Here is a 16,945-nt window from a genome sequence, read left to right as displayed (position 1 = left end):
AGTATACTTATATATTCTCTATCTATTATAAAGGTTTAAGGAGAAAAGTGCCAATGAAATTTTGAAGGTTCAAAAACACACCTTTTCACATCTCCTTTAGACCATGGTTGAGTAAACATTTTTACTGTTAGCCTTTTATATTATTAAAAATTTTACATTTTGATAATATCTAAAATAACACCTTTCTAAGTGGGGCGAAGCATTAATAAGACTTTGAAGATAAAAACAGAACCGTCTCTTATCTAAAAGACTGGTTCCTTTATACGAAAACAACGTGTATCTTTTTAGATTAATACACTTCTGTAATTAAATGAGTGAATTTCATAATTCCTAGTCCTTATGTGGCAAGGGTTTAAAAATATAAAAAAGATAGTACCTCCCAAATCTTGTATAATGGTAGTTGACCAAAACAACCAAAAAGAATGGAGGAGCGTACTCCCTATGACCATTATACGACATGGAACCTACCAAAAATATATGATGCCATTATTTCAGCGATAGATATGTACGCTATTTATTCTGAAGTTAGTAAAAAACCTCGACTGGGCGCGCCTACAGAACTGAATTATGCGGCGATGATTATTTCCGTCTTCATTCGATATGCAGAGCGCATTCCAACCATCAAAGACCTTATTAAACGTCTTAATGAAGATATAGCGTTCAAACTAAATTGTGGCCTTCTTGTTTCAGATGACATTCCGTCTGAAGCCTCATATTCAAGGCTTCTAACGAGTTTAAGTGGATCGAACATCCTAGAAAAGACTCAAGAAAAACTTATCCTTCAAGGCATCGAGGAAGGGTATATTATCGATGATACCGTCGCGATTGATGCGACTCATTTTGTAGCCCGTGATCAGGCACCGCCTAAGAAAGAAAAGCCTAAATCAGAACCCAAAAAACGTGGACGAAAGTCAAAGGCAGAACGTGACGAGTGGCTAAAGGATCAAGCCGTGAAAGAGGCTAACCTGCCCATTTATGAAAAGAAAATTGAAGCTCAGTTAGACGTATCGTTATCCGAGTTACGCACTGAAGTTCCTCAAGACCCGAAATGGGGCGTGAAGAAAAACAGCGATGGCAATAAAGGGCATTTAGCCGTTGGAACCTCAAGCCAATATATCTTACACTCTCTCTTTTCGTCTGGGAACCTAAATGATGGGAAAGCTGCCATCCCTCTCTTAAAGGGTATTGATGAGCGTTTATCCCTTCCCGATTTGCGATATCAGACGATGGATGCAGGGTATGATTTTGAAGCTATTTATAAACAAGTACATCACATGGAACACCAGTCCGTGATTGCTTATAATAAACGGAATGAACCCGAGTCGGTCAGTTTTGACAAACACTTTGCTCCGACTTATTTTCGAGAACATTCTTATCAATATGATAGTTATGATCCCGATATATAACATTGAAATAGACCCGGCCAAAAGAATGTCATGACTGTCCCTTATTGAATGAAGACCTCTGTCAAAAAATGTTTAAAATGAAAATTACGAAAAGCCTTAGAAGATATACCGCGCCCGCGAGAGGATTGCAGGCTTGGCAAAAGATTCACAACCACCGTACAGCTGTTGAGCGAGTCAATGGGTATCTTAAAGAATTCTTTCAGCTTAACAATGTTCGTTATCGAACCGGTAAACGTGCCAAAGTTCATATTGATATCGTAACGCTTATTTATAATGCTTCAAAATTAGCTGTTGATCGCATCAATCCTTTATTAAGAACAAGCCGCATAACATTTAACTTGATTTGAGAATTAGTTTTAAAACCAATTTAAAATTCTGTAGGTCTTTGAAATTTTAAAGAAAGCAATTATGAAATTGATTCAAATAATTAATCGAAACGTCTAGATCGCCATTTAACTTTCTAATTTCATCCATTAATAATTTTCACTCTACTTTGTTGTACTAGGTACTTAAAGATTTTGTTCATGGTCTTTTTAAGTTTCCGATAAATACTCGAAATTTAAAAGTGGAAGGATATAACGACTACAATAACATCACCATTCATAATTTCGTGTACATAGAACCTTTTAGCTATTATTTTTCATGTATTCTCTTTAAGTGTTTATAATGAATCCATGTTTCTTGTCCGTCTAATTTACCAAGATACCAATAATGTTTCCCTGTCTTTTCAGTCCTAATTGCCTCAAATTCTACATCTTTGTATTTTTTTAAATCAGGGAAAACAAAATTTTTTTTCCCACCCCAAGGACGAGTATAACCAAATCCAGTACCCTTAAGAACAAAGGTCTTCGGGTCATTGTCAATCATTATATGAAGACGACTGGAAACTTCTGAAGCCTTCATCCAGCCAACTACTCCATCTACTCCACTAGGCTTATTACTCAATAAATAAAATTTTTCATTGTAGTAAAAGGCTTGCCGTTTTATATAATATGAACTATGTTTATATTTTTTAGATGAGAATTTATCTTTGTGATCACGGGGGCTCATATATATGTAAGTCCCCTTAGTCCTTATATGTCCCATTCGACTAATAGCCTGCTCCTTGTAAACACTTTCTACCTTTTCTGGACTGGATTCAATATCAACTAAATTTTTTAGTTCATGTTCTTCTTGATTTAATGATAAATTCTTATAATTTTCCCTTTCCTCATTAGACATTTTTTTCCATCTCTTAAGAAATTCTTCATATTTGGGCAAAACATCTTTTACACTACCATATTCTTTCACACGTCCAAACTCAAGCCACAATATTTTTTCGCAAAACTGTTTCATTTGACCAATAGAATGACTAACAAAAATCATTGTTTTTCCTTGTTTCTTAAATTCCTTCATTTTACTCAAGCTTTTTTCCGCAAAGGCTTTGTCGCCTACCGATAAAGCCTCATCTATAATTAATATTTCAGGATTCACATTAATTGATATCGAGAATCCTAATCTTGATTTCATACCGCTTGAATAAGATTTTACCGGTTGATCAATAAAATCACCTAACTCAGAAAATTCTATGATACTTGGCTCAATCTCTTTAATCTCGTGTTTGTTAAATCCGAGCATTAAGCACTTCAGTTCAATATTGTCTCGACCAGTCAAGTCCCCTTTTAATCCTGCTGACACCGCTATTAGAGAGGCCTCTCCATTCACTTGAACTGTACCCGATGTTTGCGGAACAATTCCTCCTATAATGTTGGATAGAGTGGATTTACCAGATCCGTTAATACCAATAAAACCAACTATGTCTCCCTTTTCCGCTTCAAAGTCAACATCCCTTAAAGCATAAAAGTCTTCACCAAAATTCTTTGGAGAAATTAAGTCGAGCAGGCGTTCTTTTGTATCATTATAAAGTTTATATTTTTTACTTACATTCGTTACCACAATAGCTTTTCCCATATTAATCACGAGCCTTTATAAGTAATCAATGAAATGTCTCCTAAACTTAATGTGCAGTACTGAACCGATAATAAATAGTACAATGACTAATCCCCAAAAATATAATGTATATTGCCAATGCGTTATAAAATACCAATCTGTTCCAAAAAAGGCAGCACGGTAGCCTTGAATTAAATAAAACAGGGGATTTAACTTCATTAATTGCATAAGTTTAGGAAAATCGTCTAATAATGTTATTGGCCATAAAACCCCAGATAAATATAATAACATTCTCAATGTTGAATTTAGGAACATATGGATATCTCTTATCATTGTAGATAGCGTGGAAGTAATAAGTGATATAGAAAAAAGTAAACAAAAAGTCGCTATAATAAAGTAAATAAATTGCCAATAATAAATTGTGGCATAATAACCACTAAATTGAAAAATAACGATGGAAATAAGCAACATAATAAGATGGATATAGAACTTTGAAAATATAACATAGTTAGGAATAACGCTCATTGGAAAATTCATTTTTGAGAGCATTCGCAATCTCGAATAAATGGACTTAGATCCTTGTATAATCGATTGATAACAAAAAACCCATAAGAAAAAGCCTGCCAGTAACCATGTGAAAAATGGAACTTCCATTCCGGCTATCTCGATTGGAGCTCTCTTTCTTATAGTTCCGAATACAAACCAGTAAATTAAAATTTGTATTATTGGATTAATAATTTCCCAAGCCATGCCTAAATAATTATTCCTATTATGACTCTTTAACTCATATAAAGATAATCTTCTGATCAAATAAAAATGTTCAATTTGTTCTTTTAAAACAGTAATAGCTGATTTCATAAATATATCCTCTCAAATCTCGTTGAGTTAAGCATTAATTAAAAAGTTAAGTGTACAGTATTGAATTATACAAGTCTCAACTTAAAAAAACAATAAATAGTAGGTCTGTATCATTATAATACTTAACCTACTATCTATTTCAAGATTTCATTTACAACCCTCTCACTTGCTCTGCCATCATCTAAGTAACAAAACTTATTACTAAATGATGTTTCGTTTACCATGGGTTTGTTATTATTCTGTTCTACTTTTTTAATTTCTTTAATTAACTCATCAGTTTCCTTAACTAAAGGACCCGGCGCTTTCTTTTCAAAGTCATAATAAAACCCACGAAGTTTATCTCTATACTCATCAATATCGTATACATAAAAAAACATTGGTCTTTTTAAGTTTGCATAATCAAAAAAAACAGAAGAATAGTCAGTTATAAGCATATCAGACATTAAGTACAATTCGTTAATATCTTCATAGGAAGAGACATCATAAACGAAATTTTCAAACCCAGTTAAGTCAAGATTATCGGAGACAAGATAGTGCAACCTTAAAATTAAAATATAATCTTTCCCAAAGTTTTCCTGCATCTTTTGTAAGTCTAACTCTAGATTAAACTTATACCTTCCCCTTGTGTAAAATAGATTATCACGCCAAGTTGGTGCATAAAGAATCACATTTTTATCCAAAGGTAACTTAGCTTTCCTTTTAAGCTCACTGATTTTTTCATTATTATTAAAGTTTATCAAAATATCATTTCTTGGATACCCTGATTCAATAATCGTTTCTTTAAATTGGAAAGCTCGTTTAAAAATAGTAGTAGAATACTCATTCGCTGAAACTAAGTAGTCCCATTTATTTGCTTCTTTCAAAAAATTTCTTTTGTATCTTTCAGTATTTGTTCCTGGCATATAGACTTCGTCCATATCCGCAGCCAGTTTTTTTAATGGTGTCCCATGCCAAGTTTGGACATAAGTTGTGCCTCTTGGTTTAGGTATCCATAAGGGAAGTCGACTATTTGTAATCCAATACTCTGCTCGGGCCATTATCATAATCCATTTCAGCCCAAAACGTGATAAAGCATGTAGATCTTTATGTCTTAAGTTCTTTGCTACTTTTCTATCAAAGCTCCAGTATAACTTATATTGAGGATAGTTTTCTTTAATATATAAGTAAAGTGCCTTTGGATTATCACTAAACTGTTTTCCTGAAAAACTTTCAAAAACAATAGTGTTTTTCCTTTTTGGTAACCTACTTGCTATTTTAAAAAAACTTTTTATACTTTTTTTTACATACCGATTTCTTCTAATTAAAAGTATGACCTTTTTAAACTGGTTTAAGTTTTTCATCTTTTACACCGCTATTTTTTTTAGTATTTTTTAATCTTCTTACAAGACTTTTTTTATTTCCAAATTCAGCAATGGCTTTACTAATTTCAGACTTAGCCAATTCTGTCTTACCAATCCCATTAGAAAGATCTATTAGATAAATTCTAACATCTAAATTTTTTGGTACCAATTTAACTGCTTCCTTAGCAAAAGATATTGCTTTCTCATACTCCCCAAGATGTTTTAATATGTCTATTTTAAGTTTAATAGCTAATTTATCGGTTGGTAATAAATCTAAAGACTTTTCTACTAAATTATAAGCCCAAATAGGTTTATTTCTCTTAAAACATGTACTAGCTAACAGCCTATAATAAATATTTGATTTACTTCTATTACTACTATTATATTTCGGTACCCCTTTATTATCGATAACCTCATTCACAAATTCTTTTAGTTGGCCTATTTTCAAAAGATGCGGAGCCATCCCGTGTCCACCATAAGGTACTTCAACCAAAATTGAATTCGGAAAAGACTTTAAAATATGTTCATTAACATAACGATTGTCTAGCTTATTTTTAGGATCATACACTATTATAGGCGAAACAACCTTGTTTTTCGGAAAGGAAAGATTATGTTTAAATTCATACTTTTGAATAACTTTTTTTCTTCCATAAATGGGATGTATGGATAATCTTGGTGATATAGATAAAATCCTACTATTTAGAAGAGAGCCAAAATATAAGGTTAAATATGCACCTAGACTAAACCCGTATGAAACAATATCATCATAGCCTTTTGTTATAGGTTTAACAGCCGCTATAAAGTCACTTTGAGATAAATCTTGTTGATATGTTTGTTTCTTTCTTTTTCTTATAGCAATTATATCAACATTCTTTCTACTTAATAGTTTAAAAGCGAAAGGTTGAGTGCTCCATACCATATTAATTGAATCAAAAGTTATAACAAGTTGATTCGTTTTGGTGAATTTTTTGTAATACTCAATTCTACTTTCCCCATTATCATAAATAATTATCTTGCTATAACCAAGTTTATCGTTTGTAACTTTTTCGCCAAACTCATTCAAAGTTAAATTGAACTGATTAGTAAACTTACCATGATCACCTATAATTTTATATAACATAGATAATTTAATTCTCGCTTTATATGGAGAACTATCTTTATATTTATAATTATAGCTCTCTAATCGCTTAATACTTGTTTGCCAATCTTTTTTTGATATAGCGACATTAACATATTTGCTAAACATCCTTCTGTTATTTGGATGACATTGCAAACCATTAAATAAAACCTCGTCCATTTTATTTAATAATCCAATTTTTTTACACCAATCAGCCAAGTCAAAGTAAATTTGAGGGGGAATAATTTTTTGTTCTTTATTAATATATTTATCTAAATAAGATATAGCCGCATTCCAATTCTTATCTTTTTGTTCTAAGTATGCCATTTCTTTATTAATCTCAGGATTATTGGGGTGAATGGTTAATCCCTTTTTAAACATATCTTTAGCCTTGTTACTATCGTCCCTTAATAATTTTTTCCCTTTTAAAAAATAGTATCTTTCATCTTTTTTTACCATTAGGATAAATAAATTGATTCTACCTTTAATTTTACATATTAAAGATTTTAGCTTTTTTTTCACATTATTCACTTCCATCCTGAGAACAATTATAAATAAAATCTTATTAAATAAATATCGTTACATGTAAAAACACCCACGTTAATATTAATTGTAAACTTTTGAACAAAACTAATGATTTAACATTAATTGTTGCAATTAATTTACTTTAAAATACTATTTTACATTTGAAGACTTAAATTAACCGTAACAAACATCTCAATAATGATTAATAATCACTACTGTCCAGTACATACTTTTAATATTCATATTTATTTTCCAACAACATATCCACTACTCGTTTTGTAGCAAAGCCATCTTCTAAACCACAATATTTTTGATAAAATGCTTCATATTTATTTTCATAATTATTTTGGATTGCTCGAATGTTATTTATGCCGTCAACTAACTCTTCTGTCGTACGTAACAAAGGACCTGGAGCTTCGTTTTCGAAGTCCATATAAAATCCTCTGACTTCATCTCGGTAGGTTTCAAAGTCGTATGTGTAAAATAACATTGGACGCTTTGTATTTGCAAAATCAAACATAACTGAAGAGTAATCTGTTACAAGTATGTCTGTAATTAATAGCAAATCTTGAATATCAGAATAGTTCGACACATCCATAACAAATTCACCTAGTGAGCTATCGATATTTAATTTGTTACCTACAACAACATGAGTTCTTATTAACAAAATATAGTCATCCCCAAGCCTTTCCTTCATTTGAGACAAATCCAAATTCATTTCAAATTGAAACTTGTTTTTCTTATTTGTTTTATTATCTCTAAATGTCGGGGCATACAATATAATTTTTTTATCTAAAGGAAAACATAAATTGTTTTTTATCTCTATTGCTAGTTCATCTTTTTTATTTTTATAAAAAATGTCATTCCGTGGGTAGCCTGTTTCAATAATATTACCATTAAACCTAAAAGCACTTCTAAAGGCGTTAGTTGCATACCTACTTGGAGAAACTAGGTAATCCCAATTTGAAATCGCACCACTAACCCTTTCAACATAATCATCACTACGCCCTTGCACATTTTCTATATCATGTAACATCTTTTTTAAAGGAGTTCCATGCCATGTTTGGATATAAATGGTTTCAGGCCTCTTCTTTATATAAGTTGGGAAGTTTTGATTGTTAACCCATACCTTAGCTTTAGCTAAATAATAATAATAACTTGGGCTCAATCGTTTAACTCGTTTAGTTTCAAGATTTCTAAAGCGAATATTTTTATTACACACCCAAACAACTTTATAACCACTATCTCTATTTACTAACTCTTCATATATATTTTTTGGACTATCAGCATACTGTTTACCAATCCCGCTTTCAAATAGGATAAGCTTCTCGTCAACCGGAAAAATTTTTCTAGCTACTTTATAAAACTTTTTCATCGTAGGAAAATAAATTTCACTTTTCCTAAATCTTTTAAAAGCTGTTCTATAAAATTCAGTTTCTCCAATCGATTGTACCAATGACTTATTTGTAATTCTTTTGCTAACAGCATTATATATCCTTAAGCAATTATTTGTATCCCTATATTCCAAAAACTTACTAGCTTTTATTTTATTATTCTCTGTCATTTGAAAGTCAGAACTAGAGTATTTTTTCACCTTCGTAAGGATATCATTTAATTCAAAAACAATATCTCCAGGCAAATCCTTATCTAAATTTAGATGTGATCCGCGATTACCAATAAATCTTTTGCGATCGAACTGATAATATATTATTGGTTTGTTCAGGAAGCTAAAGTCAAAAGCAACACTTGAATAATCCGTTATCATCATGGAGCTTTCCTTTAACAAATCTTGGACATCTATTTCTCCTTGGCTAATTATTTTAACCGGTGCATCTTGGAAAAAAGGTGTATATTTTTGCATGTTTGGGTGTAAACAAAATAATATTTCAAAATTATATCTCCTTGCATACTCATGTAAAGTTTCATTTAAAACCAAATCCCTATACCTTTCAAAGTATTCACTTTCAAGAAACTTACTTTCTTCTACTAGCCATTCGCGCCAAGTAGGAATGATTAACAATTGTCTCTTAACAGTTTCAGCATTGTCGAATAAGCGATCAAATCTTGACAATCCTGTAATAGCTACTTCTTTTTTTGAATAGCCAAAATCATTAACTACTATTGACTTTTCACGTTCCGAACTAACTAAAAATAAATCAGTTGAAAATGATAGCGAATTCTTACCATAAAAGTGTTCTGTATTTTTGGTACCCAGAATGCCATGTTGCAAGAATACTTTTTTCCCCTTAACTTTTTGGATAAAATCAGTAGTTCTTAAGGGATATAGATAATCAGGATGGTGCGAGCCTATAATTCTCGATGCCATTAATACGTTTTTAATATGCTCCTTAGATTTAAAATACACGATATTACCTAAATGTTTTACATTCTTTAATTCTGGGGAATCCTCTTCTATGACATAATAAACTTTTTTATCGGGATGCATTTTTCTCATATACTTAAAAAAGTGGTATCCTGTATCTTGAGCCTTATAAGGCCTTTCACCTATGATCCATATATCTTGTTGTTTATAGAACATCCTAAACAGCCATGACCATCTTGTCATCCTTTTTAAATATGAATATGTTTTGTGTTCGAAACTGTCAACTTGTAAGGATAAATTAAATCTTTTAACTGTATAATAAGGACTAATTGAAAATATTTTATCTCCCCTTGCTGCGCTACTTCCTTTTGTACGGAATCTTGCTCTAAATCTTGGATTTCCTATCCGTAATTGCACTAGTTCTTTACAATCATGAAAAGCAATCTCAAAAAATAAATCATATACATCGTCTTTAAATAAAGGGTTTTTAAATACCTCGTTTAGATCCAAAATAACTTTATATTTGTATCTATTAAGACCATATTTCTTTCTAACATCGTCTTTAAGATGAGAGATAATAACAGGAAACGTACTTTCTTCAGAAGTTTCCCTGCCTTTAACAATTAAATTTATAGAATTTATTTCAGAATTTCTTGTGAATAGTTTTCCATTAAAAGTAAACTTATTTTTCTTAGATTTAAGATTATCAATTTGTATGCTTTTTTTCTGTGATACATTTTCATTTATTGCTACTGATATATTACCTTTAGCTGTTTTATAAAAGTTATAATAATCACTCTTTTCCCATTTTGGCTTTATGTCAAATATATTTGTGTTCAAAAATCTGCCCAATCTTATTAAGGATTGATAATATTGAATGGCTTTATCGTCATCTGATACTATTATTTCCGATTTAGTTTTTATTTTTTCTCTCTCATTATCATCTAAATCTTGAATAGCAACTTTTACATTTAGGTACAAATCATATATTCCATCTATGTTAAGATATGAAAGTAGTTCTTTAGTATTGATTTTAACCCAAAAATCCGAACCTTCAGTAACCTTCAAGTCATAATTAAAGTCAGCTTCTCTATTTTGAAAGATAAGATTTGTAACTCTATATCTATTGTCAACCTTACCTTTTATTAAAACACCATCATCTTTTTGAATGATTTCTAAGGTATCTTTTAATACTTTCTTTTTCCTTCTGAAGTTATGAGTAATTTTTTTTATTCGGTTAAAGAACATTTTAAGACTCCTTGCGTTAGTATATTAAGTAGTGTTTTTTTCATTTTTTCAATACAATATTATAACATAAAATGTAACTAGTTTAACACTTTCATTATTTATAATGTTTATTTACAGCTTTTATTATTCACATTTTACATCAGTTGAAGAACTGATCTGTACTTTTTAAAAAAGAGCACTTAACGTCAAATACATAGACAAATAAACACACATTAGTAAGACTAAGGTTAAGTATAAATTCACTCTTTTGTTTTGTACAATTAATGTTATAAACTTTTACAAACAGTACTTTTAAACGATAAGGGAGAGAAATTTAAAGTAGAAGGTCGACGAAAGATAATTAACAGCGTAATTATGTCTATTATTATCGTTTTCAGGGACCGAACACATTCAGAGAAGCATCAATGGAGATACAAGGAAATAGGTATAAGACCAAATGTACCATAAAGTTATATCAGGAACAATCTGAGAACATCGACCAATTAATAAAATTAATGAATGGATAGATTAATTATACTTCATATATTTCATTATTCATATATCAAATACTTTAACACTAAATCAGACGACTGTTATCAAAGTTACCTAGGTTATTCAGTAATACTATCACTTAGTGAAAGTATTGAAAACGATACTTTCGACTTTTTATTAATATAATATCTTTAAGTAATCGAGTAGAGGGGAAAACCAATAGTTTCCCGCCCCTCTCACACCACCGTACGTACGGTTCCGTATACGGCGGTTCAATTTATATTACAGTGTGTACTTTTAAATAGTAATCTTGGGCAAAGGGGATTCCCCTTTGCCTTAAATGTTTATTTGATAAGGCTCTTTGGACGACCTTCGATAGTCCAATAAAACGATATCCCTTTCGGCAGTATGTTAACCCTTTGGCTTCCTCTACTGGTATCCCGAGTTTGACAAGGGACTTTATTCGCTTTTTACTATTTTTCTTACGTTTCGTCAGTTGACGCAATTTCCTTTGAAATTTCTGAACTGATTTTCCGTGTGGTCTTGGTTGGAAATTCTTTTTATTTGTGTCATAGTAAAAACCAAATCCTAAGAACTTCGTTTTACTAGACCGAGAAACTCTACTCTTTTCCACGTTTACTTTCAGCCCTAATTTCTTCTCAATGAATTTTGTAATAGAAATAAGCACTCTATTCGCTGCCTTTTCACTTCTAACGAAAATGAGACTATCATCTGCATATCTGACGAAGTGAAGTTCTCTTGCTTCCAATTCTTTGTCCAGCTCATTCAACATAATGTTGCTTAAAAGCGGGCTCAGGTTGCCCCCTTGTGGGGTTCCTAATGGTGTATCTTCATATTTACCATTGACCATGACACCACTAACGAGATATTTTCTTATAAGCGAGATGACGTCTCCATCTTTTATCGTGTGGGAGATAATTCTCATCAATTTATCGTGATGAACGGTGTCAAAGAATCTTTCTAAGTCAATGTCTACCAGCCAGCTATATCCATCGTTTATATATTCTAACGCTTGAATTACTGCCATTTCACAGCTTCTACCAGGTCTGAAACCATAACTATATTCGCTGAATTGTCGCTCAAATATAGGGCTTAGTTTCTGGGTAATCGCTTGTTGGACCACTCTATCGACAACCGTCGGTATTCCTAGTTTGCGCATCTTTCCATTTTCCTTTGGAATCTCTACTCTCGTAATGCCGGTGTCGGTTTGTATTTCCTTTTCCGGATTTGGGAACGCAGTTCGTTCTTATACTTCCTTAGATGTGACTTCAATTCTTCTACAGTCACTCCATCCACTCCACTTGCACCTTTATTACGATAGACTCGCTTATAGGCCTGGTTCATATTTTGATTACTTAAAATTTCTTCTAAAAGTTCCACACTCGTTTCTTCCTTTCCTTTCACGTGACGAAAGACACTTCTCTTTTGAGTATCCTCTGAGATACGCTCATACTTTCCTCATTAACACATTCTGAAGTATATCCTTCGTGCAATCATGGCGTTGAAACACTATAAATTGTTCAGCCCTTCATGATTAGAATCACTACTACGGCTTCGGCTGACTTCTCACGATAAACCTTTTTCGACCAGCTTTCTTATTAGGGGACTCCTCAGCTGTTCGTGAGACCTCCCAAGGTAAGACAACTATCCTTCCTCTTTCACTCGTCTGATTTACCCTATAGGGTTACGCACATCTTTTGGACTTTGACTTGTTATGGAGTCTTATCCGCCTATAGAGCCTTGGTATCAGATTTCTGTTCGTCGAGCCAAGATTTTGATACACGCTTCCTTCAGTCCTTATCTCGCGATAAGTGCCTTGCGTTTCTCTAGTGGTTGGTCGATGTGTACCCCCACAGTGGACTTACACCACTTAGATAGTTGCCATGCTTGGCGCACATAAAAAGGCTTTGCTCCTAGGAAGAAAGCAAAACCTTTTATTATATATTTCATCTTTTTTTTGTTAGGTGGTGATCATGAATCCAAAGAGTCTGACCGTTATATTTACCTCGATACCATGTATTATTCCCTACTTTCTCTGTCTTATGAACTTTAAATGCCTTTCCTTCAACTTTTGCGAAATCCGAATTGCTCCATATCTTGTTCTTACTGCCACCCCAAGCGCGATTATAAGCAGCGCCTTTACCTTTAAAATAGAATGTCTTTTCCTTATTGTCGACAGATTTATGTGCATAGGTTATAATATCTTTTTTATTCACCCAGCCGATTGTTCCATTTGTACTGCTTGGTTTAGTGCTAATTAAATAAAATGTGTCTTTATCAATCTTGGCTTGTTTTTTAATATAGTAAACTTGGTTGGTATGTGTCGAGCCAGCTGTTATCTTCGCATTTTTATCCTCTGGTTTACTGTAGATATATGCATTCTCGTGCTTAATCTCACCTAATCGGCTTGTCTTCTTTTCCTCTTTAGAAACTAAATGATTCTCGTGAATCCAAAGCGTCTGACCATTATATTTACCTCGGTACCATGTGTTATTGCCAACTGTTTCCGTCTTATGGACCTTAAACGGTTCTCCCTCAACCTTGGCAAAATCTGTACTATTCCATAGTTTATTTTTACTTCCACCCCAGGCACGATTATAGGCGGCACCTTTTCCTTTGAAATAGAAAGTCTTTGATTTATTATCCACAGCTTTATGAGTGTAAGTTGTAATATCTTTTTTGTTCACCCATCCGATTGTTCCATTTGTACTGCTTGGTTTAGTGCTAATTAAGTAAAATGTATCTTTACCTACCTTAGCTTGCTTTTTAATATAATAGACTTGGTTTGTATGCGTGGAACCCGCTATCATATCCGCATCTTGATCTTCTGGATTACTGTAGATATTTGCATTTCCCTGCTTAATCTCGCCTAATCGGCTCGTCTTCTTTTCTTCTTTGGCAACTAGGTGATTCTCGTGAATCCAAAGTATTTGACCATTATATTTGCCTCGATACCATGTATTACCAGCAACTGTTTCTGTTTTATTGACTTTAAACGCCTTACCTTCAACCTTGGCGAAATCGGAACTACTCCATAACTTCCTTTTACTTCCACCCCAGGCACGACTGTAAGCAGCACCTTTTCCTTTAAAGTAAAGAGTTTTTGAGTTATTGTCTATTGCCTTATGGGAATGAGTTGTAATATCTTTTCCACTAACCCACCCGATGGTGCCATTTTTGCTACTTGGTTTATTACTAATAAGATAGAATTGCTGATTTTCTACTTTGGCTTCTGCTTTAATATAGTAAGCTTGCTTAGTATATTTAGAGCCAGCTTTAGTAGATTTACTCTTTGTTGGATTGTCATAAATTTTGCCATTCGCTGATTTTATTTGTCCTAGTTTACTTGTATTCGCTTTTTGAGCTGAAACTAGTTTATTATGCTTTTCAGTGACAAGTTTAACAAAATCATTCCAATTATAACCCCACTGAGCAAAATAACCATGAGGATCCACATGAGTGGTCCCACCGAGATGGTTACTGACTGCCTTATGAGACCACAATGAACCCTTGCCTGTTGTTTCTGCACTTGTTACTCCTAAACTATAGTCATACAACTTTTCTGCAAGATAATCAGCATAATTATTTATAGAACGGGCAAAGTCATCAAAATTGTTAACCCTTACTAATTCAACGTGGATAAAACGCTCATTAGCATAGCGGCCGGCACCCCATGCACCTATATCTGTAGGATGTACTTCAATAATACGAGATCCATCTACAAAAGCGTGCACAAAAGCATTTTTATGATTTCTTGACATAAAGGCAATCTCACCAGTTATGGTAGAGTTATTATTTGCCGTCTCGTGAGCAACTATCCCTTCAGGTTTGCCAAAACCGTTTCGATAATTGAACTTAGTCAAATGCCCTATATGGTCTGTTTCTTGTTTTGCAACTGATAGATTGTTAGATTTTATGTAGTCATTAACGTCAGGATAGTCGGAAAACGTACTAATGCGAGGTGTAGACTCCTCTTTAGGATGCTCACTTTCAAAGTTACCTTCTCGCCAGGCTTCTGGAATGTATTGAAGTTCTTCCTCTGTTAATTCACTAATGTCTTCCCCATAAACTTCTGTACCTTTTTCAATGCCGAATTCATTGGTTTCCTTCGATTCATTAGTAGCATCTTCATTGCTCTCTTCTCCAGCATAAACTAATGAATGTTGGAAGGAGGTCATTGATAAACTAATGACTACTATCCATATAAATCTTTTCAAAAATAGAACCTCACTTTCATAATATGTAGTCTATTCTAGATATTTTAATATACTAGTTTAATTGATTTCAATATATACAAACAGTTTTTGAATAAAATTAAGATATACGTTGTTAAATCTTTGATGTTATGAAATCAACCCCTTTAATAATAAAAACATGTCCTTATAAATATCGGCTAAGCTTAAACGATATTAATAAGGAAATGACTTTTTAACAATCAAGATAGAAATATAACCTGACTAAACGGATTCTTTACTAATATAACTTGAAAAATTATATTGAATGTAGTTTTAATATCCAACCAAAATCAAAGTGTCAAAAAAAATACGCATATGATGCTGTCACCATAATCCATTTTGCTTACATCATAAATGCACCATGTAAAACAATCTCACTCCTGGTAACATTAATATTTCACTTTAGCATATTCCATTTTCACTGCTTTCTTTCCTTATAAGAAAAAGTTTTCCTACATTTTGGCTACTAATATGTGAAAACACGTAAAAAGTCTCTTAACAAGTCTCTTTTATTAGCCGATAATAAAACTAGTGAGTTGGCTAATAAATAAGAAAGGAGAGTTGTAGAGATATTGAAAAAAGTTAGTATTTACTTGATTATCTTGATATTTCTCTTCCAAGTCACCTGCATACCTGTCAGCGCTGAAACAAATGAACAGACAGGTAACAACACAATGACTAAAGTTACAGTTGAAAATAAATCAGATCAAGTTTTTCTCTATGAAGAGGAATCTGAGTATAGTGAACAACTAGCTGAATTGGAAGACGGAGATGAAGTAACAATTTTAGATATCTTTGAAAACATTGCTTATGTTGAGTACGTTGACAAAGCGTCCAATGTGACCTATCAAGGGTATTTAAGTAATGATTATTTAACATTGAATAATTTCAACAAAGAAGATATAACAGATTCATTCGAAAAACAAGAAGATAGTAATCAAAAAAAGAACAAAGACTTTCAACATGTTAAATCGGATTTAGAGGATAGTTATACAAATAAAGAAGAAGTTACACTAGATTCAAATATAAAAAGCAACAATGAAGAAGTTGATGAGGAAATAAATAATACAACAAAATCAAAACTCTCAAACTCACAACAATCTTTTAAACTTGCAAAAGACTCCAATTCTATTCAAGGATATGCTTTAAAAAGACCAACTTACGTGTATGATTCTCAATCGAGAAATTCAAAAAAACTCAAATCATATGAACAAGGCTCCAGTCTAAAGTATAAAACACTGAATAGCAACTGGTATCAAGCAACTATCAAATATAATGGTGAATGGGTCACTGGATATATACATGTTAACGATGTGGAGACATTCCCTGATAAACAAACAACTCAAAATGGTTTAGCTGCCAAGAGTCCGACAAATGTGTATCAAAGCCCGACGAAAGATAAAGTCCTTAAGTCTTACAAAAAAGGGACCATACTTAAATATAAAACTTTGACAAGTGAATGGGTCCAGGCA

7 protein-coding genes and 2 pseudogenes are annotated in these 16,945 nt (G+C 32.6%); 2 read left to right on the top strand and 7 right to left on the bottom strand.

The genetic code is table 11. The annotated features are described in order from the left end of the window. Positions 1–457: 457 nt before the first annotated feature. Positions 458–1,753: pseudogene (locus KQI49_RS00710) on the top strand (transposase). Positions 1,754–2,039: 286 nt separating this feature from the next. Here the strand turns inward: KQI49_RS00710 and tagH are convergent. The 7 genes and pseudogenes from tagH to KQI49_RS00675 form a co-directional block, all read right to left on the bottom strand. Beyond that, positions 2,040–3,341, bottom strand: a complete 1,302-nt coding sequence (tagH, locus tag KQI49_RS18820; protein ID WP_371817488.1) for a teichoic acids export ABC transporter ATP-binding subunit TagH — start codon at positions 3,339–3,341, stop codon at positions 2,040–2,042. A gap of 30 nt (positions 3,342–3,371) precedes the next feature. Continuing rightward, a complete protein-coding gene (locus KQI49_RS00700) occupies positions 3,372–4,193 on the bottom strand; it encodes an ABC transporter permease (protein WP_216485829.1) in 822 nt (273 codons plus the stop codon). A gap of 134 nt (positions 4,194–4,327) precedes the next feature. Further along, complete coding sequence (locus KQI49_RS00695) at positions 4,328–5,533, bottom strand: CDP-glycerol glycerophosphotransferase family protein (RefSeq protein ID WP_216485827.1); 1,206 nt, start codon at positions 5,531–5,533, stop codon at positions 4,328–4,330. Further along, positions 5,511–7,172, bottom strand: coding sequence for a tetratricopeptide repeat protein (locus tag KQI49_RS00690; protein ID WP_216485825.1), 1,662 nt, complete (start codon positions 7,170–7,172; stop codon positions 5,511–5,513). The genes KQI49_RS00695 and KQI49_RS00690 overlap by 23 nt, the downstream gene beginning before the upstream one ends. Positions 7,173–7,407: 235 nt before the next feature. Beyond that, complete coding sequence (locus tag KQI49_RS00685; protein ID WP_216485824.1) at positions 7,408–10,746, bottom strand: CDP-glycerol glycerophosphotransferase family protein; 3,339 nt, start codon at positions 10,744–10,746, stop codon at positions 7,408–7,410. Between the two features lie 748 nt (positions 10,747–11,494). Continuing rightward, positions 11,495–12,618 (bottom strand): annotated as a pseudogene (ltrA, locus tag KQI49_RS00680) (group II intron reverse transcriptase/maturase). Between the two features lie 566 nt (positions 12,619–13,184). After that, positions 13,185–15,455 (bottom strand): GW dipeptide domain-containing protein, encoded by a 2,271-nt coding sequence (locus tag KQI49_RS00675; RefSeq protein WP_216485823.1) that lies wholly within the window; start codon positions 15,453–15,455, stop codon positions 13,185–13,187. Positions 15,456–16,045: 590 nt separating this feature from the next. Between KQI49_RS00675 and KQI49_RS00670 the strand changes: the two genes are divergently transcribed. Beyond that, the coding region (locus KQI49_RS00670; protein ID WP_483887802.1) for an SH3 domain-containing protein at positions 16,046–16,945 on the top strand (900 nt) is incomplete at its 3' end.

The sequence above is a fragment of the Virgibacillus sp. MSJ-26 genome, assembly GCF_018918075.1.
Lineage (GTDB): Bacteria > Bacillota > Bacilli > Bacillales > Amphibacillaceae > MSJ-26.
Note: the sequence above shows the minus strand (reverse complement) of the source record. Positions and strands in the feature narration are given on the sequence as shown.

Coding starts and splice junctions, on each gene's coding strand:
- KQI49_RS00700 (WP_216485829.1), bottom strand. CDS start 4,193: ATGAAATCAGCTATTACTGTTTTAAAAGAACAAATTGAACATTTTTAT.
- KQI49_RS00695 (WP_216485827.1), bottom strand. CDS start 5,533: ATGAAAAACTTAAACCAGTTTAAAAAGGTCATACTTTTAATTAGAAGA.
- KQI49_RS00685 (WP_216485824.1), bottom strand. CDS start 10,746: ATGTTCTTTAACCGAATAAAAAAAATTACTCATAACTTCAGAAGGAAA.